Consider the following 25,184-nt stretch of genomic DNA (forward strand, 5'->3'; position numbering starts at 1 on the left):
TGGTCGTGCCGGTGCGGACCGGTACCGTGGCACCGGTGGGTACGACCGACTGCGGACGGAGCTCGTCGGAGTGAGTGCGGGATCCGAACAGCTGGGTTTCGACCTCCTCGACGACGCCTTCGCCGCGCCCGCCCTGCACCGCGTGACCCCCGCGCGCCTGGCGACGTGGGACTCCTGCCCGCGCCGGTTCCGGATGCTCTACCTGGACCGGCCCGCACCGGCCCGCGGCGGGGCCTGGGCGCACACCACGCTCGGCGCCGTCGTGCACCTCGCGCTGCGCGCCCTGTTCGACCTGCCCCCGCGGAGCCGGACGCCGGCCGCCGCGGCGGCGCTGGTGGACCGCAACTGGTCCGACGAGGGCTTCCGTGACGCCGCGCAGATCGCCGAGTACCGGGAGCGTGCGCGGGAGTGGCTCGCCGCCGTCGCGACCGGCCCGGACGGCGACGACGAGCCCCTCGCCCTGGAACGCCGGGTCGTGGCGCCGGTCGGGTCCCTGCTGGTCGAGGGACGGGTCGACCGGATCGACGACCGTGACGGGCGGGCCGTGATCGTCGACTACAAGACCGGACGCGGCGTGCCCGACGACGGACGGGCCCGCGACTCGCAGGCGCTCGCCCTCTATGCGATGGCCACCGAGCACGTCCTGCGCCGCCCGTGCCGCCGCGTCGAGCTGCACCACGTGCCGACCGGCGAGGTCGCCGCATGGGAGCACGACGACGCGTCGCTGCGCGCGCACCGGGAACGGGCCGAGGCCCAGGCCGCCGACTCCGCCGCGGCCGCGGCGCAGCTGGAGGCCGGGGGCGGCCCGGAGGCGCTGTTCCCGGTCCGGACGGGACCGCAGTGCGGCACCTGCACCGTGCGCCGCAACTGCCCGGCCGGCCGGGCCGCCGTCGAGGAGCCGCAGCCGTGGGCGCTGCTCGCCCCGTGAGCGCCGCCGACCGCCTGCCGCCCGACCGCCTGCCCCCGGACCGCCGGCCGTCCGGTCATGGACCTCGTGACCGCCCCCGTGCGGACCCGCCCCGTGCCGATCCGCCCCGTGTCGATCCACGCGGCGCCGATCGACGCGGTGCCGATCCGCGCGGTGCCGATCCGCACGGTGCCGATCCGCGGGGTGGCGGGCGGCCGGGCTCCGATCCGTGGGGTGCCGATCGGGGCCGGGCCGACGGGTCCGGGCGGCACGCCCGGGTGCGGCGCGCCGACGGCGGACCGCGACCGGCCTCCGAGGGCTGGGACGTCGAGGAGGGCTGGGGCGGTCCCGCCGCCCCCCGCCGTCCGCAGCGCGGCGATCGAGGGTCCGGCACCGATGCGCGCCGCGGCGCCTCCGACCGGAACGGGCGTCCGGACCCGGGCGAGCGCCGGGAGCGGGGCGGGCGAGGGCCGGACCGGGCCGTGAGGGCGTCCCTGCCGTTCTGGGACCGGATGCTGCGGGGGCTGGCCGGGGTGCTGGCCGGCGGGCTCGTGGTGCTGTCCCTGGGCCTGTTCGGCGTGTGGTTGTTCAGCGACGACTGGGGCGTTCCCGGCCCGGGCGGGTTCACCGTGTTCTGGCACCTCGTCGGCGCGGTGGTGGCCGTCGGTGGTCAGCGTCTCGCGGACCGCCGTCCGGACCGCACCGGTTCCCTGGCCGCCGCGGTGGTGGTCGGGACGGCCGCGCTCGTCCTGGGCCTGGCCTGGTTCCTCTGAACGGATCGGGTCAGCGCGGCCCGAGCGCGACGACGTCCTGACCGCGCAGCTCCACCAGCACCGATCCCTGGGCGGAGACCTGTACCGCCCCGGTCCAGCCCGCCCGGTCCACGGGGACGGTGGCGCGGGAGGCCCCGGTGGCGGGGTCGACGTCGGCGAGCCCGCCCGGGACCGGGACCAGCAGCCGGTCGCCGTAGGGGACGCCCGGGCCGAGGGTGCCGCGCAGCGTCCAGAGCGGTTCGAGCGTCGTGCGGTCGAGCGCGACCGTCGCGGCGCCGGTCCACCAGTAGAGGTCGCCGTCGTCGCGGGTCACCCGGGCGACGCCGTCGGTGGGGGTGAACACCGGTGACCCGACGGCCAGCGGGAACTCCCCGATCCGGCTGCCGGAGCGGTCCAGGAGCAGCAGCCGCGGCTCGCCGGGCAGCAGCACCGCGACCCGGTCGGCGACGACGGCGACCACCTGTGCGCCGCGCACGCCCAGCTCGGCGGACGAGTCCGCCGCGGGCTGGTCGCCCTTGGCCGAGTCCGGGCGCAGGACGGTGAGGCGCTGCGAGGCGTCCGACGGGCAGTCCTCGGCCACCGCGACCCGGCCCCCACCGGCGGCGAACGAGGAGTAGGTGCACCCGGTCCTCGGCTGGTCGCCCGGCTCCTCGAGCGCGCGCACGTTGCCGTACTCGGTGGTCCGGACCAGGTCCGAGCGCATCGTCTCCAGGTAGTCCGGCCCGGTGGCCAGCAGCGGGCCGTCACCGATCAGGCGGGTCCCGGGACGGACGTCGAGGGTGCGGGCGGGTCCGCGTGCGCCGGTGGACGGGTTCAGTGCGGTGAGCTCGCTGCAGTACTCGTCGTTGCGGTAGTCGGCGAGCACCCGGCCGAACGCCGACGCGACCGTGCACAACGGAAGGTCGCGGGTGTAGCTCCAGCGTTCCTGCCCGGTCCGGGCGTCGCGGCCGGAGACCGTCGAGCCACCGGCCACGACGACGCCGTCACCGGCCGCGATCGGGGCCGGGGTGGCCGGGCTCGGAGCGCGCCACAGCTCGGTGAACCCGTCCGGCACGGCTCCGGCCGGCGCCGGGGCGACGGCGGGCGCCGCGGCGGTCACCGACTCGGTGTTCGCCGCCGGGCTCTGCACCGCGTAGAGGATCGCGACCCCGGCCAGCAACACGACGAGCACCGCGGCGACCAGATGGTCGCCGCGGTGACGTCGTTCGGGTGCGGGAAGGCGGGACCGCAGCACGGGGGAGCGGGAGGACCGTCCGGTCAGCTGGCCGCGGCGTCGGCGTCGCCGTCGGAGCCGCTGCCACCCGGGCCACCGCCCGGAGTGCCCTCGCCCTGTGCGCCGCCGGAACGACGCCCGCGACGACGACGGCGACGCGGCTTGGCCGCACCGCCCTCGGAGCCCTGGCCGCCGTCGGAGGACGGGCCGGAGTCGCCGTTCGACGCGGCCGGGGAGCCCTCGCCCGACCCGGCCGACACCTCGTTCGAACCGCCGGCCGACGGGGAGGCCCCGGCCTCGACCGAGACGCCGCCACGGGTGCGCGACCGTGAGCGGTTGCGACGCGGACGGCGGCTCTCGCCGTCACCCTCGCCGTCCCCGCTGCGACCGCCGGCACCGCCACGTCCACCGGTACCGCGGCCGCCGCTGTCGCGGTCGCGGCGCTTGCTGCCGTGGTCGCCCTCGGAGTCGATGTACTCGGCCTCGAGGCCGGCGCGGGTCCGGTTCGCCACCGGCAGCCGGCCGCTCGCCTTGGCCGGGATCTCCAGGTCGGAGAACAGGTGGTCGGAGGTGGAGTAGGTCTCCACCGGCTCGTCGATGCCGAGCGAGAGCTCGTCGCTGATCATCTTCCAGCGGGGCATCTCGTCCCAGTCGACGAGCGTGACCGCGACGCCCTCGCGCCCGGCGCGGCCGGTGCGGCCGATCCGGTGGATGTAGGTCTTGGCGTCCTCGGGGCACTGGTAGTTCAGGACGTGCGTGACGCCGGTGACGTCGATGCCGCGGGCCGCGACGTCGGTCGCGACGAGCACGTCGACCTTCTCCGCGCGGAACGCGCGCAGCGCCTGCTCACGGGCACCCTGGCCCAGGTCGCCGTGCACGGCCGCGGCGGCGAAACCGCGCTCGGCCAGGTCGTCGGCGACGCGCTGGACGGTCCGCTTGGTGCGGGCGAAGACCATCGTCAGGCCGCGGTCCTTGGCCTGCAGGACGCGCGTGACCAGCTCGACCTTGTCCATCGCGTGCGCCCGGTAGACCAGCTGGCGGGTGCGCTCGTGGATGGAGCCCTGGTCGGACTCCTCGGCGCGGATGTGGGTCGGGCGGTTCAGGAAGCGCCGCGAGAGCGCCACGATCGGCCCCGGCATGGTGGCCGAGAACAACATCGTGTGCCGCTCCTCGGGGAGCATGCGCAGGATCCGCTCGACGTCGGGCAGGAAGCCCAGGTCCAGCATCTCGTCGGCTTCGTCGAGGACCAGGGCGTTGACCCGGCCCAGCACCAGGTGGCGCTGCTCGGCGAGGTCGAGCAGCCGGCCCGGCGTCCCGACGACGATGTCGACGCCCTTGCGCAGGGCCTCGAGCTGCGGCTCGTAGGCACGGCCGCCGTAGATCGCCACGACGCGCACGCCGAGGTTCTTGCCCGCGGCGGCGATGTCGCGGGCGACCTGCACGCACAGCTCGCGGGTCGGGACGACGACGAGGGCCTGGGGGACGTCCTTGGTGCGGTCCGCGGCCTCGCCCTCGGCGGTGGCGGCGGGGCGCTCACCGGGCGGGGTGAGGCGCTGCAGCATCGGGACGCCGAAGCCCAGCGTCTTGCCGGTGCCGGTCCGCGCCTGGCCGATGCAGTCCTCGCCGGCCAGGGCCAGCGGGAGCGTCAGCTCCTGGATCGCGAACGTGCGGACGATGTCGTTCTCGGCGAGTGCGGAGACGATCTCGGGACGGACGCCGAGCTCGGCGAACGTCGGCGGGAGCTTCTCGTCGGCCGGGGCCTCGGTGGGCTCGTCGCGGATCATCGCGGGGATGCCGGTGTCCTCGAACCCGGGGTCGATCCCGGGTGAGGAGTCTTCGGGGGTGTCGTTCGGGGCGGACAGGGTGATCGCCTCTCTCCGCGCACAGGAGCCGGTGGCGGGCTCGTCGACCACGCGGGCCGTGAGGCCTCATGTGGGAGAGCCGCCGAGGCGCTGCGCGCACCAGGTCGTGTGCGGGGCGGTGAGTCCCAGTGCTCGGAGCACTGCTCGACCCGTTACCCGGTCCCGCGCGGTGGGCACGTCGCTCCCGGCTGGGTGTGGCGTGCACCTGCATGGTACCCGCCGGGGCCCCGGCCGGGGACGACGGTGTCCGGGCCCACCCGCGGCGACCCCCTCCGACCTGCCCGCACGGTGCGACACGCGGGGGACCGGCGGCCCGTCCGCGGGCGCCGGGCGGGCGCGGGCCGCGTCCGGATGCGGAGCGCCCGCGGACGTCTAGGGTGGCGGCCATGAGGACGGATGCCGGTGCCGGGGCCGACGCCGGCGGTCCGGCCCGCGCGATGGTCGACCTGCTCGGGGTGCTGGCCTACGGCGAGCTCTCCGCGTTCGATCGGCTGGCCGAGGACGCCCGCGCCGCGCCCACCCTGGCCGGTCGCGCGCAGCTCTCGGCCATGGCCGCGGCGGAGATCGGGCACTTCCGCCTGATCGAGGACCACCTGGCCCGGACCGGGGTCGCGGTGTCCGAGGCGATGGCGCCCTTCGTCGCGCTGTGGGACTCCTACCACGCCTCGATCGCGCCGCGGAGCTGGCTGGAGTCCCTGGTCAAGGCCTATCTCGGCGACGGTCTCGGCGCGGACTTCTACCGCGAGGTGGCCGGCTGGGTGGACCCCGGGACCGGCGAGCTGGTGCAGCAGGTGCTGGCCGACACCGGCCACAGCGCGTTCGCCGAACGCGAGGTGCAGGCCGCGTGCGCGGTCAACCCGCAGCAGCGCGACCGCCTCGCCCTCTGGGGGCGGCGGCTGCTCGGCGAGGCGGTCACCCAGGCCCAGCGCATCGTGGCCGAGCGCGACGAGCTGGCCGAGTTCATCGTCCGCGGCTCGGGCGACCTCGGCGGCATCGCGAACCTGATCAAGAAGGTGCAGGCCAACCACGGCAAGCGGATGTCGCGGCTCGGCCTGTCCTGACTCCGGTTCGCCCACGGCGAACCGGGGTGACCGTCGAGATCGCCCCGACTGGACTAGCCTGGCGGTCGACAGGCATCCAGCAGTGTGTTTCAGGAGGTCCACCGGTGAAGGTCAAGATCGGCATCGCGGAGAGCCCGCGGGAGCTCGTGGTGTCCAGCGACCGGTCGCCGGACGAGGTCGTCGAGCAGGTCAGCGGTGCGCTCAAGTCGGACACCGGTCTGCTGGACATGACCGACGACCAGGGCAACCGTTTCGTCGTCCCCGTCGCGCGGATCTCGTACGTCGAGATCGGCACCGACGAGCGCAAGGTCGGTTTCGGCCTCGGCGGCTGAGCCACCCCACGGCAGTACGACGGCCCGGTCACCACGTGGTGACCGGGCCGTCGTCGTGTCCGCGCGTGCCGGGGCTCAGTCCGTCTCGGGTTCCGGCGGTTCGTCCAGGGCGAACGGCGGGTGCCCGACGCCGGTGACCCGGTACCGGTCCCACATGTCCGGCTCGGAGAGCCTGCCCGGCGCGGAGTGCGCACCGGTCCGCAGCTCCACGTCCGCGCCGCCGTTCCCGACCAGCTCGGTCAGCCGCGCGTTCACCAGGACCCGGCCGGACCAGTGGACCCGTCCGTCGAACGGCTCGTGCCGGCACTCCAGGCGGACCTGCACGGGGACCTCCTCGCCGTCCAGGACGACCGTGGCCGGGCCGGTGTAGCCCTCCTCGTCGTCGTGCTCGGTGACCGGGGCGGTCGCGGTCCGCTCAGCCATCGGTGGCCTCCTTCTCGGTCTTCTCCGGGGTGACGGGTCCGGGCACCGGGTCCGGGACCAGGCGCAGGACGTCGGCGGCGGCGGTGGGGGAGTCGATGCCGGCCACGCTGGCGATCCCGCCCCAGATCAGCGTCGTGAGGTAGTTGGTGAGCGCGTCGCGGCTCATCGTGCGGCGGTCGAGCCACCAGTCCCCGGCCGACTGGACCATCCCGACCAGGCCGTAGGCCCAGGCCTCGGCGCCGCCGGAGTCGCGGCCCTCCGCGCGCAGGCGCTCGCCGATGATCGTCGCGAGCAGGGCGGCGATTTGGCTGCGGACGTCGTCGACGATCTCCGCCCCGGCCGCCGGCTCGGCCGGGTTGTGCACGACGAAGCGCCACAGCTGCGGCTCGTCCTCGATCCCGGCGAGGAACGCGTCGATGATGGCCACGACGTGCTCGACCGGCTCCGCCTCGATCGCCAGGGTCGGCCAGATCCGGCTCATCAGGATCTCCGCGGACGCGGTGCCGACGGCGCGCTGCAGGTCCGCGCGGTCGTCGAAGTGGCGGTAGAGGACCGGCTTGGTGATGCCGGCCGCGGCCGCGATCTGGGCGATCGACACCCCGGGCCCGTGCTCGCGCACCGCGTCCATCGCGGCGGCGACCATCTCGGCCCGCCGCTCGGCCCGGCGACGGTCCCGCGCGTCCTGGCGGTCCGGCTTGACATCCCTGCTGTCCTGAGGCACGTTACCAGTGGTAACAGTTACCGCCGGTAACAGCAAGGAGGCTGACGTGTCGGGTGCACATCGGATCGGTCCCGGGAGCCGGGTCCTGATCACCGGTGCCGCCGGTGGATTCGGCGAGCCGACGGCCGCGCGGCTGCGTGAGCTGGGCGCGCACGTGATCGGTCTGGACCGCGCCGCCGGTCCGCACGTGATCGCCTGCGACATCACCGACGACGCGGCCGTCACCACCGCCGTCGACGAGGCCGTCTCCCGTCTCGGGGGCCTCGACGCCGTCGTGCACTACGCCGGGATCGGTACCCCGAACGACGCGGGCGGCCCGCTGAACCCGGACGCGATGCGCGTCATCGACGTCAACCTGCTCGGCGCCTGGCGGGTCACCGCGGCCGCGCTGCCCACCCTGCTGGCGGGCAAGGACGCGCGCGGGGGCAAGGGCCGCGTCGTGTTCGTCGCCAGCGAGCTGGCCTACCTGACGCTGCCGTTCGTCTCCGCCTACAGCGTCGCCAAGCGCGGGATGACCGCCTACGCCGACGCGCTGCGCCTGGAGTACGGCACCGAGGTCGCCGTCTCGACGGTGTACCCCGGCTACGTCCGCACCCCGATCCACGACGAGGGCCACGCCGTCGGCCTGGCGCTGGAGGGTCAGGTCCGTCGCGAGGAGGTCGACGACATCGTCGGCACCGTGGTCGGCGCGCTGACCAGCGCCAGGCCGCCACGCGACACCGCCGGGACCCGCCTCGGCGGTCTCGAGCTGTGGGCCGGCAAGCACCTGCCCGGCGTCGTCGGTGCCGCGGTGGTGCGGCAGCTGCGTGCGAAGGCCCGTTCCGGGCACTTCGACTCCGCCCCGGCCGCCGCCGACCTGGTCCGCCGCCTCACCGGCCGGACCGTCCCCGCCGCGACCGCCCCCGTTTCGACCACGCCGACCAGCAGGGACGCCGGCACCGCCGTCGGCGCCGCCGACAGGAGTGCCTGACATGAGCGCCCCCACCACGACCGAGAAGACCGGTAGCAAGGCGCGCCTCGGCGACCGGGAGGCCACGGCCGAGCGGCTGTTGCGCTCGTCGGTGGACAAGTCCTACGACCCCTCGATCGACATCGACTGGGACGCCCCGCTCGTCGAGGGCAAGTACGGCATCGTCCCGGAGCGCTGCTCGCTCTACGGGACCGAACTCTGGGAGAACCTCACCGAGGAGCAGCGGGTCACGCTGACCATCCACGAGTTCTGCAGCGTCGCCCGGATCGGTCTCTGGTTCGAGATGATCCTGATGCAGATGCTGCTGCGCTACGCCTACGACCGCGATCCGCGCCGTGCGCACATCCAGTACGCGCTGGTCGAGATCGCCGACGAGTGCCGGCACTCGATGATGTTCGCCAAGGCCACCGAGCGCTACGGCGTCCCGGACTACGCGCCGAAGGCGCTGACCCACAACCTGGGCCGGCTGTTCAAGACGGTCGGCTACGGCCCGGCCATGTTCGCCGGGACGCTGTTCGTCGAGGAGATCCTGGACCAGCTCCAGCGCGAGGGGATGCGCGACGAGCGCGTCCAGCCGCTGTCGCGGATGATCAACAAGATCCACGTGACGGAGGAGGCCCGGCACGTCCGCTACGCCCGCGAGGAGCTGCAGCGCATCATGCCGAGGACCGGACGCGTGCAGCGCGCGATCGGCAACTACCTCACGGCGCGGATCGCCACCGTCGTCGCGGCGAACCTGATCCACCCCGAGGTCTACCGCAGCGTCGGGATCGACCCGAAGGTCGGCGCCAAGGCGGCCCGGAACAACCCGCACCACCAGGAGATGAAGCGCTGGACGGCCCGCAAGCTGGTGCCGTTCCTGCGCGAGCAGAAGATCATGGGCGGGCCGACGGAGATTCTCTGGCGGCGCGCGCACCTGATCTGAGCCCCTTGATCGGAGCACGGAGAACACGCATGACACGACGGATCGTCACCCGCGACGGGACCGGGCTCCACGTACGGGAGTCCGGCCCGGTCTCCGCCCCGGTGACGGTGGTGCTGGCGCACGGCTGGACGCTCGACGAGCGGTGCTGGGCTCCGGTGTCGGACCGGCTGGTGAGCGGGCACGGGAACCTGCCGCGGGTGGTCCGCTACGACCACCGCGCGCACGGTCGCTCGGACGACACGCCGTCCTCGTCGATGACGCTCGAGCAGCTCGCCGACGACCTGGCCGAGGTGATCGCGCAGGCCGCCCCGTCCGGGCCGCTGGTGCTGGCCGGGCACTCGATGGGCGGTATGACGGTGATGACGCTGGCGCAGCGCCACCCCGAGCTGATCGCCGAGCGGGTCCGCGGCGTCGCCCTGGTGGCGACGGCGAGCGGCGGCCTCGGCGGTGCGGCGACGCTGGGCCTGCACGGGCGCCCGGCGCAGGCGTTCCTGGCCGGCAAACAGCGGGTCGAGTCGAGCCCGCGCTGGACCGAGCGCCGCGAGCTGACCAGTCACCCCCTGCTGATGCGCCCGGGGATGCGGGCGATGCTGCTCGGCCGCCGTCCCGGCCCGCAGGCCCTGCGCCTGACGTGCGAGTCGATCGCCGGGTGCCGCCCGACCACGGTCTCCGGGTTCACACCCACCCTGACCACGCACGAGCGCGACGCCGCGCTGGCCGCGTTCGCGGACATGCCGGTCGAGGTGATGGTCGGGTCCCGGGACCGGCTGACCCCGCCCCGGCTGACCCACCGGATCCGGCAGCACCTGCCGCGATCGTCGATGACGATCTTCCCCGACGCCGGGCACATGCTGCCGGTGGAGCGGGTCGGCGGTGTGGCCACCCGGATCGCGGCACTGGCCCGGCAGGCGGCCGCGGCGCCGTCGGAGCGCCCGGCGGACGCCCTGTAGACGTTCCCCACCCGGACCGGACGGTCCGGTCGTCGCCGGACTCCCGCGACGACCGGGCCGCCCGCCGGAGCGCGGGGTCGTGCGGATGGGTCAGGCGGACTGCTCGTCGGCCTGGATCCCGGTGATCCGCGGGAAGCCCGCTATCCCGCGCCACGCCAGCGACGACATCAGCGCGACGGCCTCGTCGCGCGGGACGCGCTGGTCGGAGTCGAGCCAGTACTGGGCCCCGACCTGGCTGAGCCCGACCAGCCCGACGGCGAGGAGCCGTGCGCGGTCGCGGTCCAGCCCGGCGTCGTCGGTGACGGCGTCGGCGATCGTGTCGATGCACCGGGTCAGCGCGTTCTCCACCAGCGAGGCGGCCTCCGGGTCGCCGCGCAGGTCGGACTCGAACACGAGCCGGTAGGCCTTGCCCTCGCCGGCCACGAAGTCGAAGTAGGCCGCGACGGCGGCGTTCACCCGCGCGCGGTTGTCCGAGGTCTTCTCGATCGCCACGGAGACCCGCTCGACGAGCTCCTCGGCGTAGGTCGTCAGCAGCGCCTGGTAGAGCTCCAGCTTGCCGGGGAAGTGCTGGTAGAGCACCGGCTTGCTGACGCCCGCCCGTTCGGCGATGTCGTCCATCGCGGCGGCGTGGTAGCCCTGGTCGGCGAACACGTCGCGTGCCGCCAGCAGAAGCTGGGCCCGCCGTGCGCCGCGGGAGAGCCGTGCGCCGCGAGGCGTGGAGGTTCCGGTCATCGCGCCGCCCTTCAGAAGAACACTGCAGCCGGAGACTGCACCGAACAACGCCGGGCCACGATCACCGGGCCGGGTGTCCCCGCACCCTACTCGTCGGTAGGCCCCGATTCCTAACGCCGTGTGGCCGCGCGCGTCGCCCGGACGGGCCCCGCGGGACGCGGGCGTGGTGGTGGTCGGCGTCACCGACCGCGGCCGGTGAGTGCGGCCGTCAGCCGACGGTGCTGCGGAAGCGGCGCAACCGCAGGCTGTTGGTCACCACGAACACCGAGCTGAACGCCATCGCCGCACCGGCGATCATCGGGTTCAGCAGCCCGGCGGCGGCCAGCGGCAGCGCGGCGACGTTGTAGGCGAACGCCCAGAACAGGTTGCCGCGGATCACGGCCAGGGTGCGCCGGGAGAGCCGGATCGCGTCGACGGCGGCGCGCAGGTCCCCGCGCACCAGCGTCAGGTCACCGGCCTCGATCGCGACGTCGGTGCCGGTGCCCATGGAGAGCCCGAGGTCGGCGGTGGCCAGCGCCGCGGCGTCGTTCACGCCGTCGCCGACCATCGCGACCACCCGTCCCTGCGCCTGCAGCCGCTCCACCGCGGCGACCTTGTCCTCGGGGAGCACCTCGGCGATCACGGTGTCCGGGCCCGGGTCGATCCCGACCTCGGCGGCGACGGTGCGGGCGACGGCGGCGTTGTCGCCGGTCAGCAGCACCGGCGTCAGGCCCAGGTCGCGCAGCCCGCGGATCGCCTCGGCGCTGGTCTCCTTGACGGTGTCGGCGACGGCGAGCACCGCGCGGGCGTGCCCGTCCCACGCGACGACGACGGCGGTGTGCCCGGCCTCCTCGGCCTCGGCCTGGGCCGCGCGCAGCCCCTCCGGGATCTCGACGTCGTGCTCGGCCAGCAGCGCCGGACGCCCGACGAGCACCGCGTGCGTGACGACGGTGTCCTCCCGGGCCGCGGTCGGCACCGGCTCGACCGGGTCGGTCACCGGCCCGGCCTCGCGCAGCTCGGAGACGATGCCGGCCACGCCCAGGCCGGGGCGGTTCTCGAACTGGGCGACGCCGGGCAGGTCCTCACCGGTGCGCTCGCGCGCGGCCGCGGCGATCGCGCGACCGACCGGGTGCTCGGAGCCGTTCTCGACGGCCCCGGCGATCCGCAGCGCCTCGGTCTCGTCCTGGCCGTAGCCCGTGTGCACCGACACCAGCGACAGCTCGCCGCGGGTGATCGTGCCGGTCTTGTCCAGCACGACGGTGTCGATCGCCTTCGTGGACTCCAGCACCTCGGGGCCCTTGATCAGGATCCCGAGCTGGGCGCCGCGCCCGGTGCCGACGAGCAGCGCGGTCGGCGTGGCCAGGCCCAGCGCGCACGGGCAGGCGATGATCAGCACGGCGACGGCGGCGGTGAACGCCTGCGCCGCCGGCGCGCCGGAGCCCAGCCAGAACCCCAGGGTCCCGGCCGCGATCACGATCACGATCGGCACGAACACGCCGGAGACCCGGTCGGCCAAGCGCTGCACCGCGGCCTTGCCGTTCTGGGCCTGCTCCACCCGCTGCGCCATCCGGGCCAGCCGGGTGTCCGCGCCGATCCGGGTCGCGCGGACCACCAGCCGGCCGCCGGCGTTGACGCAGCCGCCGGTGACGGGGGAGCCCTCGCCGACCTCGACGGGTACCGACTCGCCGGTCAGCATCGACACGTCCAGCGCCGAGGTGCCGGAGACGACGACGCCGTCGGTGGCCACCTTCTCGCCGGGGCGCACCACGAACCGGTCGCCGACGGCGAGGCGGTCGACCGGCACGCGCTCCTCGCGGTCGTTCCCGTCGAGGACCGACACGTCCTTGGCGCCGAGCTCCATCAGAGCGCGCAGCGCGGCCCCGGCCCGGCGCTTGGAGCGGGCCTCGGCGTAGCGGCCGAGCAGGATGAACAGCGTCACCCCGGCCGCGACCTCCAGGTAGATCTGCCCGGAGCCGTCCATCCCGGACGCGGTGAGGCTGAACGGGTGGGTCATCCCGGGCGTCCCGGCGGTGCCCAGCAACAGCGCGTAGAGCGACCAGGCCAGCGCGGCCAGCGTTCCCAGCGAGACGAGGGTGTCCATGCTCGCCGAGCCGTGGCGCAGGGTCGTGGCGGCGGCCCGGTGGATCGGCCACGCGCCCCAGACGACGACCGGCGCGGTCAGCGTCAGGCAGATCCACTGCCAGTAGGTGAACTGCAGCGCCGGGACCATCGACAGCACGACCACCGGCACGGCCAGCAGCGCGCAGACCACCACGCGCTGCTTCAGGTCCTGCACGTGGATCTCGGCGCGGTCCGGGACGGGGTCGGCGGGCTCGTCGGCCGACGACGGGGGCGGCGGGGGCAGCTCGGCCCGGTAGCCGGCGGCCTGCACGGCCGCGACGAGGTCGTCGGTGCCGAGCGCGTCCGGGTAGTGGACCTCGGCCTTCTCGGTGGCGTAGTTGACCGTCGCCGCAACGCCGTCGAGCTTGTTCAGCTTGCGTTCGACGCGGTTCGCGCACGACGCACACGTCATGCCGCCGATCAGCAGCTCGACGCGCTGCAGGTCGGCCTCCGGACGCTCCGGGGTGACCGTGCTCATGATCAACTCCCTGCTGGTGTGCCGACGGTGAACTCGCAGGCGTGCTCGGTGCCGTCATGGGTGAACGTCAGGAACAGCCGGTAGCTTCCGGTCGACGGGATGTCGGCGACGAAGGCCACCCCCGGTCCGGACCGCGCGTCCGGTGCCGCGCCGGTGACCTCCGGGCGCAGCGGGAACCGCGCGAGGTCGCCCTGGCGGACCGCGACCATCGAGCCGAACGAGCCCTGCGCCGGCTCCAGGTCGGTGACCGGGACGCCGTCGCGGCTCACGGTCGCGAACACGCGCGACTCGCCGCCCGCCAGCAGACCGCCGTCGAGACGGACCTGGTAGTCGCCGACCTGCACCGAACGCTGCTCGCCGGTGAACGAGAACGGCCCGAACGGCCCGGACACGAACAGGTCCGTGCCCAGGTCCATCTGCGCCGGGCCGCCGATCGGGTCGAACCCGGCGTAGAGGCGCCAGACGCCGGCGCCGGGGAACGTCACCGGGGCCCGCCACACGCCGTCGGGCCCGAGGGTGGCGCGCAGCCGGGTGTAGCCGGCGTCGTCGCGGCGGACGACGGCCGCGTCCATCTGCTCCCCGGGGGCGCCGACGAACCGCTGGACCGGCGCGCCGTCCGAGCCGGTGATCGTGAACGCGACCTCGGTGGGCTCCTGCCAGGGCAGCGAGGTGACGGTCGGGACGAGGGAGTAGCCGGCCCGGGTCGAGCTCAGGCCCATGGTCGCGGCCTCGGGGTCGGCCGGAGCGGCGGCGGGGGCGCTGCCGGGTGCGGTGGCGTCGAGGGCGGGGCCACCCGAGGAGTGGTCGCCCGAGGAGTGGTCGCCGGCGTGGTTCGGGTCGGTGCCCCCGATCGCTCCGCTGCCCGAGCCGCCGACGTCGGCGACGGTGCGCGTGGGGGTCGGGCCGACGGCACCGCCCAGTGCGGAACCGCCGGCGAACACCACCGCGATCGCGATCGCGAAGCCGCCCAGCCTGGCCGCCGTGCCCGCCATCGTTCCTCCGTCCCGTTCCCGCCTGCCCCGGTGCCGTCCGCTCGAGCGGACCGCCGGGGTCCGGTCCGTCGCACCGGTTCCCACTCCCGGTACAACGCCCGATCGCCGCGCCGGATAGGCCGCGACCCGATCGGGTGTATCGACATACTATAGGGGGGTATCCCATCCGGACCCGTCCGGGAGGTGAGGAATCGATCACCCGGCCTCCACGGACGGGTGCCGGACACGTCATCATGGTCGGATGGCCTTCCGCTCGACACCGGTCGTTCACCGTCCCGCCACCCATGGCGACGGTCTCGCCGGCGCCCGTCCCGACGGTCTCGCCGGGGTGCGCCCCGACGAGGCCGACCTGGCCGACGAGGCCACGCTCGGCCGGATCGACCCGATGCAGGCGCCGTGGCCGGGACGCACGGTCGTCTCCGGCGGGGTGGCGCTGCACGTGCGGGAGACGCCGGGGGCCTCCCCGGACCTGCCGGAGGCCGTCTACGTGCACGGGCTCGCGGGCTCGTCGACGAACTGGACGGACCTGGCGGGCATGCTCTCGCCGCGGGTCACCGGGACGGCCGTCGACCTGCCGGGGTTCGGGCTCTCCGAGCCGACCGCGCTGCGCGAGTACACCCCGGACGCGATGGCCGACGCCCTGCTCTGCTGGATCGCCGGTCGGGGCCGCCCGGTGCACCTGGTGGGCAACTCCCTGGGCGGGCTCATCTCGATGACGGTCGCGGCGCGCCGCCCGGAGCTGGTGCGCTCGCTGACGCTGGTCTCGCCCGCGATGCCGGACCGCCGCCCGGACCCGCGCCGCCTGTCCGACCCGCGGATGGCGCTGGCCATGGTCCCCGGCCTGGGACGCTCGGCCCGCCGCGCGCTCGCCGAGGAGCCGCTGCGCTCGCGGGCGGAGAAGGTCGTCAACCTCTGCTTCGCCGACCCGGCCCGCGGGTCCGCCCGGCGCCTGGACGAGCTGGTCGCCGAGGCCACGCACCGCGCCACGCTGCCGTGGGCGGCCGAGGCCTCCGACGGTGCGACGCTGGGACTGCTCGGCCTCTGGGCCGGGCGCGAGGCGTGGACGCGCGCCGCCCGCACCCGGGTGCCGACGATGGTGATCTGGGGCGAGCAGGACCGGATCGTGACCGCGCGGCTGGCACGGCGGACCGTGACCACGCTGCCGGACGCGCGGCTGCTCCTGATCCCGGGCGTCGGGCACGTCGCGCAGATGGAGGTCCCCGAGCTCGTGGCGCGCGCGACGGCCGGTGCGTGGGACGCCCAGGAGCAGGGTCGTTGGTCGAGCGGCGCCGTGCGGGAAGATTGCGGCTGAGCCCCGCGTTCCAGCAGGGGAGAGCCGACCGGGACCCGAGGTCCCGGCGACCGCACGGATTCTGCGAGGAGTTGAACAATGGCGCTACCGCCGCTGGTGGAGCCGGCCGCCGAGCTGACCAAGGACGAGGTCGGCCGCTACAGCCGTCACCTGATCATCCCCGACGTCGGGATGGACGGGCAGAAGCGGCTCAAGAACGCCAAGGTCCTGGTCGTGGGCGCGGGCGGTCTCGGATCCCCCGCGCTGCTCTACCTGGCCGCGGCCGGTGTGGGCACGCTGGGCATCGTCGAGTTCGACGTGGTCGACGAGTCGAACCTGCAGCGTCAGATCATCCACGGTCAGTCCGACATCGACCGGCCCAAGGCCGAGTCGGCGCGCGACTCGATCAAGGAGACGAACCCCAACGTCGAGGTCCGGCTGCACAACGAGCGGCTGACGTCGGAGAACGTCCTCGACATCTTCCGCGACTACGACCTGATCCTGGACGGCACGGACAACTTCGCCACCCGGTACCTCGTCAACGACGCCGCGGTGCTGCTCGGCAAGCCCTACGTCTGGGGCTCGATCTTCCGTTTCGAGGGCCAGGCCTCGGTGTTCTGGGAGGACGCCCCGAACGGGCAGGGCCTCAACTACCGCGACCTCTACCCCGAGCCGCCGCCGCCCGGGATGGTCCCCTCCTGCGCCGAGGGCGGCGTGCTGGGCGTGCTCTGCGCGTCCATCGGCTCGATCATGGTGAACGAGGCGATCAAGCTGATCGTCGGCATCGGCGAGCCGCTGCTGGGTCGTCTGGTGATCTACGACGCGCTGGAGATGACCTACCGGCAGGTGCGGATCCGCAAGGACCCGGAGACCCCGAAGATCACCGAGCTGATCGACTACGAGGCCTTCTGCGGCACGGTCTCCGACGACGCCCAGGCCGCGGCCGCGGGCAGCACCATCACCGCCAAGGAGCTCAAGGCGATGATGGACGCGGGCAAGGACTTCGCCCTGATCGACGTCCGGGAGCAGAACGAGTACGAGATCGTCAGCATCCCCGGCTCGACACTCATCCCGAAGGACCGGATCCTGTCCGGCGCGGCGCTCTCGGAGATCCCGCAGGACAAGCCGGTCGTGCTGCACTGCAAGTCCGGCGGACGCTCGGCCGAGGTGCTGGCCGCGCTGCACAAGGCCGGCTTCAACGACGCCGTGCACGTCGGCGGCGGCGTCCTGTCCTGGGCCAAGCAGGTGGACCCCTCGCTGCCCACGTACTGATCCCGACCCACCACCGTCGACGGCCGTCGTCCCCTTCCCGCGGGGCGGCGGCCGTCGCCGTCCGTGCGGTACTTGATCAGTTTCGTCGCGCAGTGTGGATACCGATTACTCTGATCAGGTGAAACAGTTCCGTTCGTCGTTGTAACTGCGCCGCATGGCGAAACGTTGGCACCGATTACCGCGACAAGGGTGTGGCGAATCGGTGGCAGTTGCAGCGCGCCCGGCGATCCGGGACGTGGTCGCTCCGCCGTGGGAGAGCTCAGGGGCGGAGGGCTGCGGTGGACCAGGGCACGGCATCGGTACGGGAGTGCGCACTACCGGGTTGCGACGAGTTGATCGAGATCGTGCCCGGACGTCCGGAGCGCCGGTACTGCACCGCCGCGCACCGCGCCGCCGCCCGGCACGCCCGGCGGGCCGCCGCGCAGTCCGACGGGGACCGCAGGCTCGCCGAGACGCTGCCCTGGCTGCGCGAGCCCGCACCGGAGCCCGAGCCCACGTCGCGGCCCGCGCGTGCGGTGACGGTCGCGCCGGTCGTCGCGGCCCGGCCGTCCGCAGGTACACGGCCGGGCCGCCGTCCGGTGTCCGCCGCGCTGTCGGCGCCGCGCAACCTGCTGCGGCACCGCCGGACCCTGGCGATCATCGGTGCGACCGCCGTCCTGGCCGGTGGCTACGCGCTCAGCGCGGGCTCCGACTCCGAGCCCACCCCGACGGCGGCACCCCGCGAGCTCACGGCCCAGGAGTGGGAGGGCCAGGCGCGCGTCGCGCTGACCGCGCTGGACGAGCAGCTCGACACGATCAGCCGCACCGAGAAGGCCTGGAAGGAGGTGCAGGCCGACCCGAGTCGCGCGGTGGCGACGCAGCCGATCCCGGTCCGCCGCCTCGAGCAGCGCCGGGCCGTCCTGCAGCAGCAGAAGGCGACGCTGACCTCGCAGCTCGACGCGTACCGGTCGCTGCAGCGGGCGGGCGACGAGCTCTCCCTCGCCGACCAGCAGCTCGCCCAGCTCGACGAGGTGGTGGCCGAGCTGCCGCCGCCGGGTCAGCGCAGCGCCGACCAGGCGGCCGCGATCGCCGCTCTCGACGAGCAGCGCGACATGCGGGCACGCCAGCGCGAGGCCAAGCGTGAGGAGCTGCGCACGCTCGACGACGGCGTCGCGCAGGCCCGACGATCGGCCCTGCCGGGCGCGCCGGAGGAGACCGAGAAGGTCTCCGGCGACGTGCTCGCGCTGGCCCGGGGCGAGCAGCCCGGCTCGCCCACGCCGTCCCCGGTGCCGTCGCGTCCCGAGGTGCTCGCCGGTGGCCGGGACAACAGCGGCGACCGGGAGTCCGGCCGGGTCACCACGAGCGGCCCGCCCGACCCGCGTGGTCCCCGCGACGAGACCGCGCCGCGCAGCACCGAGAACGCCGCACCCGGGGCCGGTGACGCGAAGCCCGGCGACGGCGCGGCGAAGGCCGGCGACGGGGCGGCGAAGGCCGGCGACGGGGCGAAGGCCGGTGGCGCCGCGGCCGGGTCGAAGCCCTCCGGCGACGGGGCGGGCGAGAAGAAGAGGTCCGGGCCGGCGGAGGTCCTCGGCGGTGCGGTCCAGGGCGCGTCGGACGGGGTCAAGAAGCTCACGGGCGGCGGCCGCAAGGACGACGGGGCCGGCACGCGGGCCCAGGACGCACCGAAGGACGGCGAGGCGGGGGACAAGGCAGGGGACAAGGCAGGGGACAAGGCAGGGGACAAGGCGGGCGACAAGCCGGCCGACACCGTCGCGCCCGCCGACGCCGGTGGTCCGAAGGGCGTCGTCGGGCAGACGGCCGGGGCGGTCGGCGGTGCCGTCGACGGCCTGACCGGCAAGGGCGACAGGGACGACGCAGGCAAGGACGACGCAGGCAAGGACGACGCAGGCAAGGACGACGCAGGCAAGGACGACGCAGGCAAGAACACGGCAGGCAGGGGCGACGCAGGCAAGAACACGGCAGGCAGGGGCGACGCGGGCAGGAGCACCGGCGGCAAGGACGGCGCCGGTCAGGGCCGCGAGAAGAAGGAGGCGTCCGACTCCGGCGGCGGGCTGCTGAAGGACGCCCCGATCCTCGGCGGCAAGGGCGGTGACCGCTCCGGCGAGAAGGACGCCGACACCCCGAAGGCCGAGACCTCCCCGAAGGAGGACCGGGCGACCCCGAAGGACCGGTCGACGCCGACGGAGACGGCGCCGGAGAAGGCCGCGCCCGTCGCACCCCGGAAGATCGTCGGCCAGGGGAACGGCGGCCGGGAGGGTGGCTGGGGCACATCCGGGACCACTCCGCCGGCCCCCGCCGGCACCGGTCTGGCCAGCGCGGTCGCCGGGCCGTACGTCGAGGCGGCGATGGGCGCCGAGGCCGCCCGGCCCGTCCTGCAGGAGGCCGACCGCCAGATCGCCGAGGAGATGGCGAACCGCTCGGCCGAGCAAGGCGGTTCCTCCTCGGGCGGCTCGGGCGGCTCGGCGGAGTCGCGCTCGGGTGGTGCGTCGTCCGGCTCCGGCGGCGCGAGTGGCGGCAGCTCCAGCGAGAGCGGGTCGGGCGGCTCGTCCGGGGCGGGTGCTACGACGAGCAGCGGCTCCGGGAGCAGGAGCAGCGAGGGCAGCGGCTCGAGTGGCGGCAGCTCCGAGGGCGGCGGCTCGAAGGGCGGCGGCTCCGGGGGCAGCAGCTCGAAGGGCGGCAGCTCCGAGGGCAGCAGCTCCGAGGGTGGTGGTTCCGGAGGTAGCGGGTCCGGCAGCGGCTCCCGGAGCGGCGGTTCCGGGAGCGACGGTTCCGAGGGTGGTGGTTCCGGGAGCGGCAGCTCGGAGAGCTCGTCCGGCGACGGCGGTTCGGAGTCGAGCTCGTCGGGCGACGGCGGTTCGGAGTCCGGGGCGTCGAGTGGCGGCGGTTCCGGCGAGCGCGGCTCCGGAAGCGGCTCGAGCAGCTCCGACGGCGGTTCGGGCGACTCCGGAAGCGGCTCGTCGGACTCCTCCGGGGGGTCCTCCGACGGAGGGTCGGAGAAGGGTTCGGGCGACAGCGGGTCGTCCGGGAGCTCGTACGAGGAGTACGCGTCCGGCGGCGACGCCTGATCCGGTACGGCCGGTGGAGATCGGCGCCCGTCCCGCGTGGCACCTGTGCCCCCGGGTCGGGCACGGGTACGGTCCGGCCCGTGACAGCAGTCCGCCCGCTCGCGCCCGCACCGACCGCGAGCGCCCTGCCCGAGCACGTCCGCGTCGCCTTCGGGGTGCGCGAGACCGTCCCACGGCCCGTCGTGTGGGCCGGTCAACGCGCCTGGCACTGCGGTGACGTCCTCCTGCGCCCGGTCTCGGACAACGTCGTGGCCGCGTGGTCGGCCACGGTGCTGGAGAACCTCGAGGTCGACGGCGTCCGGCTGGCCCGCCCGGTGCGCTCCAGCGACGGCCGCTGGGTCGTCGCCGGCTGGGCGGCGTCGCGTCACCTCGCGGGCACGTCCGAGCCCCGCCACGACGACGTCGTCGCCGCCTCCCTGCGCCTGCACGCCGCCACTGCGACGGTGCTGCGCCCGCGCCTGCTCGACGACCGCGACGACCTGCTGTCCCGCTCGGCGGCCGCCGCGTTCGGCGAGGTCCGCCTCGACCTCGACCCGCTGACCGGCGGCGAGCTGTTCGCCGACCTCGCCGCGCACCGCCGCCCGATCCGGCTCACCCCGCAGGTCGTGCACGGCGAGCTGTTCGGCGCGATGCTCTTCGACCGGTCCGGGGTGCCCGCGGTGCTCGACCTGGTGCCGTTCTGGCGTCCGGCGGAGTGGGCGGCCGCGGTCGTCGTCGTCGACGCGATCGCCTGGGGCGGGGCCGACGACGCGCTGATGGACCGCTGGTCGGAGCTGCCCGAGTGGCCGCAGGCGCTGCTGCGGGCGGTCCTGCACCGCCTGGCCCTGCACGCCCAGCACCCGGACGCCACGGCGGCGTCGCTGGGTGGCCTGGAACGGGTCGCGGGGCTGGTCAGCACGCGTCTGTGATGCGCACCGCTTCTCACACCCGGATGAACGGTGTGTGAGAGAGGGTTTTCCGCGACGTCACGCGGGGCCACATCCGGGCAACCGGGACTTCCTACGGTTCGGCGTACCTGATCGACGCCTTTCCTAGGGAGCCCCTTCGTGACCGCAACCACCCCGGAACCCGAGAGCCGGCGGCTCGGCGGCCGCTGGATCGACCACTGGGAGCCCGAGGACACCGACTTCTGGGAGCGGACCGGGAAGAGGATCGCGAACCGGAACCTCTGGCAGTCGATCTTCTCCGAGCACATCGGGTTCTCGATCTGGACCCTGTGGTCGGTCCTGGTGCTGTTCATGGGCCCCGACTACGGCTTCACCGCGGCGCAGAAGTTCTTCCTCGTCGCCGTCCCGACGCTGGTCGGCGCCGTGCTGCGGCTGCCCTACACGTTCGCGGTCGCCCGCTTCGGCGGCCGGAACTGGACCATCGTCAGCGCCTCGCTGCTGCTCGTCCCGGCGATCCTCACGATGATCGTGATGGAGCCGGGCGTCTCGTACACGACGCTGATCGTCGTGGCCGCGGTCGCCGGCGTCGGTGGCGGCAACTTCGCCTCGTCGATGACGAACATCAACTCGTTCTTCCCGGAGCGGCTGAAGGGCTGGGCGCTGGGGCTCAACGCCGGCGGTGGCAACCTCGGCGTGCCGGTGGTGCAACTGCTCGGGCTGCTGGTCATCGCGACCGCGGGGGCGGGCTCGCCGCGCCTGCTGATCGCGATCTACCTGCCGTTCATCGTCGTCTCGGCCGTGCTGGCCTGGATGCGGATGGACAACATCGGAGCGGTGCGCAACGACACCGGGGCGTTCGCCGAGGCGTGCAAGGACCGCCAGACCTGGATCATGTCGTTCCTCTACATCGGGACGTTCGGCTCGTTCATCGGGTACTCGTTCGCGTTCGGCCTGGTGCTGCAGAACCAGTTCGGCCGGACCCCGCTGCAGGCCGCGGCCGTCACCTTCATCGGCCCGCTGATCGGCTCCCTGATCCGCCCGCTGGGCGGGCGACTGGCCGACTCCTACGGCGGAGCCAGGGTCACGCTGTGGAACTTCGCGGCGATGGCCGTGGCGACCGGGATCATCATCGCGGCGTCGGGCGCGGACTCCCTGCTGGTCTTCACCGTCGGGTTCGTCCTACTGTTCACGCTGACCGGCATCGGCAACGGCTCGACCTACAAGATGATCCCGGCGATCTTCACGAGCCGGGCCCGGGCGAACATCGCGAACGGCGCCGACGAGGAGGCCGAGAAGGCGATGGCGCGACGGGTCTCCGGCGCCGTGATCGGCATCGTCGGCGCGGTCGGTGCGCTGGGCGGCCTGTTCATCAACCTCGCGTTCCGCGAGTCCTTCATGGTCGCGAAGACCGGCGCGCCGGCGTTCTGGAGCTTCCTCGCGTTCTACGTGGTCTGTCTCGTCGTGACCTGGGCCGTCTACCTGCGCCCCGAGCGCGCCGGGGCGGACCGGGGGGACGTGGCGCTCGCGCGCGTCTGAACGGTGACCCCGCGACCCGGGGGTGGCGGCGTCGGCCGGCCACCCCCGGATGTGGGTGGTCTCACAACGATGGCGATCTCCGCAGCTGCGGGCCGATGGGCCTTCCGGTTGCTGATCCACTGATAAGGCGGGCCTCAGATCCGCAGGTCGATCATCATCCGTACGGAGTAGTGCCGTAGGCCGATTGGTCCTGCTTCGGAGGTTTGGCGCGTCACCGTCCACTCAGGGCGTCGTTGGCCGGTCCAAGCACTTCCGGTCAGGGTCACGCTCCCCCTCGGGGCCCGGCCGGGAGCCCTTCGAGAGGACAACGATGCCCGCTCACCGCGCGCCCACCACCACGCTCGACGTCCGCAGTGGCGACGAGCCCCGCAGCGGCGTCAGCCGCAGGAAGTTCCTCGGCTACCTGATCGCCGCGCCCACGCTCGTCGTGGCGGCGGAAATGGGACGCCAGACCCTGTTCGACGGTGTCGGCACTCCGACCGCGTCCGCGTCGGCGCTGCCCTCGTCGCCGCAGACCCCCGAGTTCTACGACCTGCTCGACGCGCTGCGCGACGCCATGCGCCCGACCGCGAACCTGATCCGGGTCGAGGTGAACACCGACGGCACCGTGTCGTTCGCGATCCCCCGCTCGGACAACGGCCAGGGCATCATGACCGCGGCGCAGATGATCATCGCCGAGGAGATGGACCTCGACCCGGACCAGGTGATCGTCACCCTCGCCGACGCGCGACCGGAGCTCGTCGTCAATCAGCTGACCGGCGGCTCGGCGACGATCTTCTGCATGTACACCCCGATCCGGGTGGCCGCCGCCCTCGCCAAGGGCGCGCTGCTCGACGCCGCCGCGGCCCAGCTGGGCCAGGAGAAGTCGGTGCTGACCAGCCGGGCCGGGGCGATCATCGGGCAGAACGGTGAGGCGCTGCCCTTCGGCGAGCTGACCACGAAGGCGGCCGCGCCGGTCACGACGGCGGCCGAGGTGGTGCTCAAGGAGAACAAGGACTTCACCGTCATCGGCAAGTCCCGGACGAAGTCCGACGCGCGGGCCATGGTCACCGGCGCGAAGCAGTTCGCGATCGACCTGCAGATCCCGGACGCGCTGCCGACCGTGATCTGCCGTGGCCCGGGCCTGAACAGCGCCCCGACCGGCGTCGAGAACCTCGACGAGGTCCGGTCCATGCCCGGCGTCACCGACGTCGTCGAGGTCGAGACCGGGTACGCCGTGCGCGCCGAGACGTTCGGCCAGTGCATCGACGCGGTCAACGCGCTGAAGGTGTCCTGGGACGGCGGCACCGTCGAAGGCGAGAACGACGACTCGATCCTGGCGAAGGTGCGCCAGGGCGAGCTGCCGCTGGCCGTGCCGCAGGGTGTCGGCGAGACGATCGAGGGCGAGTTCGTCTTCTACTTCCGCAGCGGTTCCTCGCTGGAGCCCAACGGCGCCGTCGCCGACGTGCGCGACGGGCGCGCCGAGATCTGGGGCCCGGCCAAGAACCCGATCGTCGCCCAGAACGAGATCGCGAAGGCGCTGGGGATCCCGCAGAACGCGGTCACGTTCTACGTCATCGAGGGCGGCGGGTCGTTCGGCCGCAAGCTGTTCTTCGACGCCGCGCTCGAGGCCGCCGTCGTCTCGCAGAAGGTCGGCAAGCCGGTCAAGCTCATGTGGACCCGGGCCGACGACTCCCGCCAGGGCCGCACGCACCCGATGTGCACCTCCCGGGTCCGCGCGCAGGTCAGCGGTGACACGGTGCTCAGCTTCGAGCTCCGCCACACCAGCGTCGCGGCCGAGAACAACCCCGGCCTCGGCGAGCCGATCAGCGCCGCCGCCGCCAAGGCCCCGCTGGGCAACCTCGGCGTCTCCGAGGCGATCTTCGAGCTGACCCAGCTCACGCCGTACAACTTCGGGGCCAACACGCGGTTCCTGAACGAAGTGGACATGCGCTTCAACACCCAGGCGACGCGCAACGTCTACTCGCCCGACGTCTGCGTCGCCCGCGAGCTGATGGTCGACCGGATCGCGGAGAAGATGGGCCGCGACCCGTACGAGTTCCGGTCGGAGTGCATCAAGCAGACCCGCTGGAAGAAGGCACTCGACCGGGCGGCCGAGGAGGCCGGCTGGGGCAAGTCGATGGAGCCCGGCACCGCCCAGGGCATCGCGACACACATCGAGTACAAGGGCGTGGCGGTGGCCGTCGTCGAGATCGACTGCCGCCCGGAGACGATGAACCGGCAGATCCGCCAGGCCCGCACCGGACCGCGCGTCACCAAGGTGACCTACGTCGTCGACCCCGGCCTGGTGATCAACCCGCGCGGCTACGAGGCGCAGATGATGGGCGGCATCAACGACGGCATCGCGATCGCGCTGACCGCCGGCATGCACCTCGACGACGGCCACTTCGTCGAGGCGAGCTGGGACAACTACTTCTACACCCGGCAGTGGAACACCCCGCCCGAGATGAACATCATCGTCGTCGAGGACTCGGAGGCTCCCGAGCCGGGTGGGGCGGGGGAGTTCGGCGTCGCCGCCAGCGCTGCCGCGGTGGCCTGTGCCTACGCCCGGGCGACCAGGACGGTGCCGGAGTACTTCCCGATCCTGCACAAGGACCCGCTGCCGTTCGAGCCGTACCCGACCGTGCCGCCGGTCCCGCCGTCGCCCACCGACGGCCTCGACTTCGCGTCCTGACCCCCGACACGACGCGAACA

The 25,184-nt window shown here is 73.9% G+C and carries 20 protein-coding genes; 13 read left to right on the forward strand and 7 right to left on the reverse strand.

All coding sequences use genetic code 11. From position 1 onward, the window contains the following. Nucleotides 1-70: 70 nt before the first annotated feature. Both EV383_RS04640 and EV383_RS04645 read left to right on the forward strand, forming a co-directional pair. Nucleotides 71-928 (forward strand): RecB family exonuclease, encoded by an 858-nt coding sequence (locus EV383_RS04640; RefSeq protein WP_423213631.1) that lies wholly within the window; start codon nt 71-73, stop codon nt 926-928. Between the two features lie 461 nt (nt 929-1,389). Then, entirely contained in the window at nt 1,390-1,680 is a 291-nt protein-coding gene (locus tag EV383_RS04645) for a hypothetical protein (RefSeq protein ID WP_130288758.1), read from the forward strand. Between the two features lie 10 nt (nt 1,681-1,690). Here EV383_RS04645 and EV383_RS04650 read toward each other — a convergent pair whose 3' ends face one another. Continuing rightward, entirely contained in the window at nt 1,691-2,914 is a 1,224-nt protein-coding gene (locus EV383_RS04650; RefSeq protein ID WP_130288759.1) for an Rv3212 family protein, read from the reverse strand. Between the two features lie 23 nt (nt 2,915-2,937). Further along, nucleotides 2,938-4,677: a DEAD/DEAH box helicase gene (locus EV383_RS04655; RefSeq protein ID WP_130293883.1), complete on the reverse strand. Its 1,740-nt coding sequence runs from the start codon at nt 4,675-4,677 to the stop codon at nt 2,938-2,940. Nucleotides 4,678-5,141: 464 nt separating this feature from the next. Here EV383_RS04655 and EV383_RS04660 point away from each other — a divergent pair, with 464 nt between their 5' ends. Both EV383_RS04660 and EV383_RS04665 read left to right on the forward strand, forming a co-directional pair. After that, nucleotides 5,142-5,816 (forward strand): ferritin-like fold-containing protein, encoded by a 675-nt coding sequence (locus EV383_RS04660; protein ID WP_130288760.1) that lies wholly within the window; start codon nt 5,142-5,144, stop codon nt 5,814-5,816. Nucleotides 5,817-5,920: 104 nt separating this feature from the next. After that, a complete protein-coding gene (locus EV383_RS04665; RefSeq protein WP_130288761.1) occupies nt 5,921-6,148 on the forward strand; it encodes a DUF3107 domain-containing protein in 228 nt (75 codons plus the stop codon). A 75-nt stretch (nt 6,149-6,223) separates the two neighbouring features. Here EV383_RS04665 and EV383_RS04670 read toward each other — a convergent pair whose 3' ends face one another. Next, nucleotides 6,224-6,571 (reverse strand): DUF4873 domain-containing protein, encoded by a 348-nt coding sequence (locus EV383_RS04670; RefSeq protein ID WP_130288762.1) that lies wholly within the window; start codon nt 6,569-6,571, stop codon nt 6,224-6,226. After that, entirely contained in the window at nt 6,564-7,292 is a 729-nt protein-coding gene (locus EV383_RS04675; RefSeq protein WP_242622894.1) for a TetR family transcriptional regulator, read from the reverse strand. Before EV383_RS04675 ends, EV383_RS04670 begins: the two co-directional genes overlap by 8 nt. A gap of 46 nt (nt 7,293-7,338) precedes the next feature. On the opposite strand from EV383_RS04675, the gene EV383_RS04680 reads away from it, so the two are divergent. The 3 genes from EV383_RS04680 to EV383_RS04690 are packed head-to-tail and all read left to right on the forward strand — an operon-like array spanning nt 7,339 to nt 10,137. After that, nucleotides 7,339-8,262 (forward strand): SDR family NAD(P)-dependent oxidoreductase, encoded by a 924-nt coding sequence (locus EV383_RS04680; protein WP_130288763.1) that lies wholly within the window; start codon nt 7,339-7,341, stop codon nt 8,260-8,262. Nucleotide 8,263: 1 nt separating this feature from the next. Next, complete coding sequence (locus tag EV383_RS04685; RefSeq protein WP_130288764.1) at nt 8,264-9,187, forward strand: AurF N-oxygenase family protein; 924 nt, start codon at nt 8,264-8,266, stop codon at nt 9,185-9,187. 29 nt (nt 9,188-9,216) lie between these two features. After that, entirely contained in the window at nt 9,217-10,137 is a 921-nt protein-coding gene (locus tag EV383_RS04690; protein WP_130288765.1) for an alpha/beta fold hydrolase, read from the forward strand. Between the two features lie 90 nt (nt 10,138-10,227). Here EV383_RS04690 and EV383_RS04695 read toward each other — a convergent pair whose 3' ends face one another. From EV383_RS04695 to EV383_RS04705, 3 genes are all read right to left on the reverse strand, one after another. After that, nucleotides 10,228-10,869 carry a TetR/AcrR family transcriptional regulator gene (locus tag EV383_RS04695; protein WP_130288766.1) on the reverse strand — a complete coding sequence of 214 codons (642 nt, stop codon included), beginning with the start codon at nt 10,867-10,869 and terminating at the stop codon, nt 10,228-10,230. Nucleotides 10,870-11,077: 208 nt separating this feature from the next. Then, nucleotides 11,078-13,447: a heavy metal translocating P-type ATPase gene (locus EV383_RS04700; protein WP_130288767.1), complete on the reverse strand. Its 2,370-nt coding sequence runs from the start codon at nt 13,445-13,447 to the stop codon at nt 11,078-11,080. A gap of 2 nt (nt 13,448-13,449) precedes the next feature. Next, the gene (locus EV383_RS04705) at nt 13,450-14,439 is read right to left on the reverse strand and encodes a hypothetical protein (RefSeq protein WP_130288768.1); all 990 of its coding nucleotides are present in this window, start codon (nt 14,437-14,439) and stop codon (nt 13,450-13,452) included. A 241-nt stretch (nt 14,440-14,680) separates the two neighbouring features. On the opposite strand from EV383_RS04705, the gene EV383_RS04710 reads away from it, so the two are divergent. The 6 genes from EV383_RS04710 to EV383_RS04735 all read left to right on the forward strand — a co-directional run bounded on the left by EV383_RS04710 (nt 14,681) and on the right by EV383_RS04735 (nt 25,164). After that, nucleotides 14,681-15,751, forward strand: coding sequence for an alpha/beta fold hydrolase (locus tag EV383_RS04710; RefSeq protein ID WP_130288769.1), 1,071 nt, complete (start codon nt 14,681-14,683; stop codon nt 15,749-15,751). Nucleotides 15,752-15,829: 78 nt separating this feature from the next. Next, on the forward strand, nt 15,830-17,002 hold the full coding sequence (moeZ, locus tag EV383_RS04715) for an adenylyltransferase/sulfurtransferase MoeZ (RefSeq protein WP_130288770.1): 1,173 nt from the start codon (nt 15,830-15,832) through the stop codon (nt 17,000-17,002). Nucleotides 17,003-17,280: 278 nt separating this feature from the next. Next, complete coding sequence (locus tag EV383_RS04720; protein ID WP_130288771.1) at nt 17,281-20,067, forward strand: hypothetical protein; 2,787 nt, start codon at nt 17,281-17,283, stop codon at nt 20,065-20,067. Between the two features lie 80 nt (nt 20,068-20,147). Beyond that, nucleotides 20,148-20,975, forward strand: coding sequence for a TIGR02569 family protein (locus EV383_RS04725; RefSeq protein WP_130288772.1), 828 nt, complete (start codon nt 20,148-20,150; stop codon nt 20,973-20,975). A 138-nt stretch (nt 20,976-21,113) separates the two neighbouring features. Then, a complete protein-coding gene (locus EV383_RS04730) occupies nt 21,114-22,490 on the forward strand; it encodes a nitrate/nitrite transporter (RefSeq protein ID WP_130288773.1) in 1,377 nt (458 codons plus the stop codon). Nucleotides 22,491-22,800: 310 nt separating this feature from the next. Next, on the forward strand, nt 22,801-25,164 hold the full coding sequence (locus EV383_RS04735) for a molybdopterin cofactor-binding domain-containing protein (protein WP_130288774.1): 2,364 nt from the start codon (nt 22,801-22,803) through the stop codon (nt 25,162-25,164). The last annotated feature ends 20 nt before the right edge of the window (nt 25,165-25,184 follow it).

Origin of the sequence: Pseudonocardia sediminis, from assembly GCF_004217185.1 — a bacterium.
Classification (GTDB): domain Bacteria; phylum Actinomycetota; class Actinomycetes; order Mycobacteriales; family Pseudonocardiaceae; genus Pseudonocardia; species Pseudonocardia sediminis.